The organism is Brevundimonas sp. (assembly GCF_023259385.1).
GTDB lineage: Bacteria > Pseudomonadota > Alphaproteobacteria > Caulobacterales > Caulobacteraceae > Brevundimonas.
Genome location: NZ_JAHFPF010000321.1, coordinates 1 through 3,390, shown reverse-complemented (window position 1 = coordinate 3,390; position 3,390 = coordinate 1). Strand labels below are relative to the sequence as shown.

The 3,390-nt window shown below is 71.7% G+C and carries 2 protein-coding genes and 1 pseudogene; 2 read left to right on the top strand and 1 reads right to left on the bottom strand.

From position 1 onward, the window contains the following. Positions 1-1,141: pseudogene (locus Q0C81_RS17555) on the bottom strand (C4-dicarboxylate ABC transporter); the annotation flags it as partial. Positions 1,142-1,550: 409 nt separating this feature from the next. Between Q0C81_RS17555 and Q0C81_RS17550 the strand changes: the two are divergent. Beyond that, entirely contained in the window at positions 1,551-2,903 is a 1,353-nt protein-coding gene (locus Q0C81_RS17550) for a M23 family metallopeptidase (protein ID WP_291841021.1), read from the top strand. Positions 2,904-2,997: 94 nt separating this feature from the next. Further along, on the top strand, positions 2,998-3,390 hold a 393-nt coding region (locus Q0C81_RS17545), incomplete at its 3' end, for an alpha/beta fold hydrolase (protein ID WP_291841019.1).

The window sequence follows — 3,390 nt, the reverse complement described above, 5'->3', positions numbered from 1 at the left end:
CGGCGCTCAGCCGCACCCCCGAGCCCTCCAGGCCGGCGCCCGCAATCCGGGCGGCGGTGATGTCGGCGGGACCTTCGACGCGCCAGCCGAAGCCTTCGCCCGTGCGGTCCAGGACGGTGGCGGCGCCGGTCAGACGCAGGCGGGTCCCCTGCCCGGCCACGGCGCCCTCAAGCCGGTCGGCGCGGAGGTCGGCGGTGGTCTGGCCGCCGATGCGGAAGGCCTCGATCCAGCCGGCGGTGGTTCCATCGAACAACAGGCGAGCGTCGACGCCGCGCGCGGCGTTGTCGCCCTCGGCCAGACGATCGGCGGTCAGGGCGAGGTCGACACGGGCGCGGCCGTCGCCCCGGCGGGTCTTGAGGTCCGGATAGGGCAGGTCGCCGGTCAGGGTCAGGTTCACGCCCCGCCCCTGCGCGCCCGGAACAGCGGCGGAGGCGGCGGAGGCGGTGACGCGCAGGGCGACCCGGTCGCCGGTGGTGGTCAGATCGACCGCGGCGCCGAGGTCGCGGGCGTCGAGCCGGTCGCCGCTGCGCAGCGCCGTGGCCGGCATGCGCGCGACCAGCCGCATCAGCTTGCCGTCCTCGACCCGGGCGTCGCCCAGGATGTTGGCGGGGCCGTAGTCGGTATCGACGCGGACGCGCGCGCGCTCGACCAGCACCAGGGGCGAGCGGCTGTCGGGCTGGGGCGGACGGCCGGTGAACTTCTTCACCAGGGGATCGAGCGAGCCCAGGGACAGCTTGCCCCCGCGCAGGCTGACGCGGGCCACGGGACGGACCAGACGGATGCGGGTCGGCGTCACGCCGAGGCCGTGTTTCGACCAGGGCGAGCCGATGGCGTAGTCGACCTCGACCCGCTCGATGGTCACGTCCGGATTGCGGGGATCGCCGATGCGGACGCGGGCGACGACGCCGTCCATTTCGATCCGCTGGATGTCCACGTCCGCCGGGACGCCCTCGCGCTCCAGCCAGCCGACCAGGACCTGACGGGTGACGGCGCGGCGGTTCAGCCAGGCCAGGGCGACGAGGATCGCCAGTACGCACAGGATCACGCCCGCGACCATCAGAAGGCGGCGAAGGACCCCGCCGGCGCGGCGGGCGGCCGGACGCGGGGGCGATCCGGAAGGGGGGGAGGCCGTGTCGCTCATGCCCCTCGTCCTTTAGCGGCACAGGCGGCGCGCCGGAAAGGGCGATGAGCAAACTCAGGAGTCCGTTGAGCAATAAATGCGTGTCGCGTCCGCCACAGGATAGTGGCTCGAGAGACACTTTGAATGCAGGGAGAGTCGGCGGCGAAGACCACCCTCACATCTGCGTGAATAGCGGTCAGATGCTGTACGAATACTGGGGCGATGACCTTTGATCACCTCTGGGTTCACGCAGGCTTTACCCCGCGACTACGGCTCCGGTTAACGGGTTGTAACGATCTGCCTTCCCATCATGGGACGGACGGGCTATACGGCGCGTCTCGCGTTTGGCGGTTCCTTGGGGGGCGGCCCGGCGCGATCCTTGCTTTTAGTGGCTTTGGCGCCGGCCGGCGTCGTCGTTTGTCGGGGACCGATGGCTCAGTTCGATCCACGTCGCCAGCCGATGCGCATCGCCCCTCACGCCCTGACGGCGGTGGCGGCGATCTCGGTGGCGCTGCTTGCCGGACGTGTGTACCAACCCGCGAAAGCGGAAGAGGCTCCGCCTCTCTCTCAAATTCAGATCGCCGCCCTGGAAGCCCAGGCGTTCGCCGCTGGCGGCATGCCCGCGGGCCTGACCGCGCCGGAAGCCATTCCGGTGCAGATCCGCAAGGGCGAGACCTTCGAGCAGGCCGTGGCCCGCACGGGCATCGCGCCGGAAGAAGCCTCGGCCGTGGCTGCGACCCTGTCGAACGCCATGGACGTCAGCTCGATGCGGGCCGGGCAGAAGTTCGAGACCGCCATCGCCCATCCGCGCGGCGGCCGCGGCGACGCCCGCCTGATCGGCCTGACCATGCGCACCGGCCCGGCCAGCCAGCTGACCGTGTCGCGCAGCTTCGACGGCGCCCTGCGCCTGCGCGCGCTGGAAGAGAAGGTGACCCACGAGACGGTGGTCCTGACCGGCAAGGTCGAGGGCTCGCTGTCGCGGACCGCCCGCCGCGAAGGGGCTCCGGCCGCCATCGCCCGCGTCGCCGGCCGCCTGTTCTCGCACAAGTTCGACATGGATCGGGACGTCAAGTCGGACGACGAGTTCACCTACGTCTTCGACCGCACCGTCACCGAGAACGGCCGCACCATCGATTCCGGCGAGCTGATGTACGCCTCGCTGAAGGGCGTGACCTTCTATCGTTTCCAGCCCGCCGGCGCCCGCGAGGCGCAGTATTTCGACGGCACGGGCAAGAATACGCGCTCGGCCTTCATGCGCACGCCGCTGGAGCGGGGCTTCCGCGTCTCCTCCTCGTTCGGCTTCCGCCGCCACCCGATCGCCGGCTACCGCAAGATGCACCAGGGCATCGACTTCGCCGCGGGCATGGGCACGCCGGTCGTGGCCCCGGCCGACGGCGTGGTGGTCGAGGCGCGCCGCTGGGGCGGCTACGGCAACTGGCTGCGCATCCGTCACGCCAACGGCCTGGACAGCGGTTACGGCCACCTGTCCCGCTATGCCCCGGGCGTCCGCGCCGGCCAGCGCGTCCGTCAGGGCCAGGTCGTCGCCTATGTCGGCTCGACCGGCGCCTCGACCGGTCCGCACCTGCATTATGAACTGTGGCGCGGGGGTCAGCGGATCAATCCGGCCGGCGTGCGCACCACCGAAGGCACCGTCCTGGCGGGCGCCGACCTGGCCGCCTTCCGCGCCGAGAAGGCCCGGATCGACCGCATCATCGCCTCGGGCGGCGAGCGCCGCTCGGGCGCCCCGACCATGGCCGGAGGCCTGCGCCCCGCCCGGGGCTGATCCTTCAGCCCATCCCGACATGATCGAGGCCCGGATGTTCGCGCATCCGGGCCTTTTTCATGATGGCGCCGCAATCGCCCGGAAGAACGGGGTCATGCAGGCCAGACGTGAATTCCTGATCGGTGCGACGGGCGCCCTGGCTCTGGCGGGGACGGCCTCCGGCGCGTGGGCGCAGACGGCCTTCGCCTCGCGCCGGATCACGGTCGAGACGCGCGGGAGCGGACCGGACCTGATCCTGATCCCCGGCCTGGCCTCGACCGCCGCCGTCTGGCGCTCGACCGCCGACCGGCTGGCGGGGCGATACCGGCTGCATCTGGTCTCGGTGCGCGGCTTCGGCGACCTGGCGCCGCAGGCCAACGCCGAGGGCGCCATTCTCGGTCCGGCGGCCGGCGAGGTGCTGCGCTACATCACCGAAAGCCGGTTGAACCAGCCGGCGGTGATCGGCCACTCCATGGGCGGCCAGATCGGGCTGAGGCTGGCTTCGGAC

What these genes read in the sequence shown, in the direction of transcription:
- Q0C81_RS17550 (WP_291841021.1), top strand. Translation starts at nt 1,551, where the DNA reads ATGGCTCAGTTCGATCCACGTCGCCAGCCGATGCGCATCGCCCCTCAC.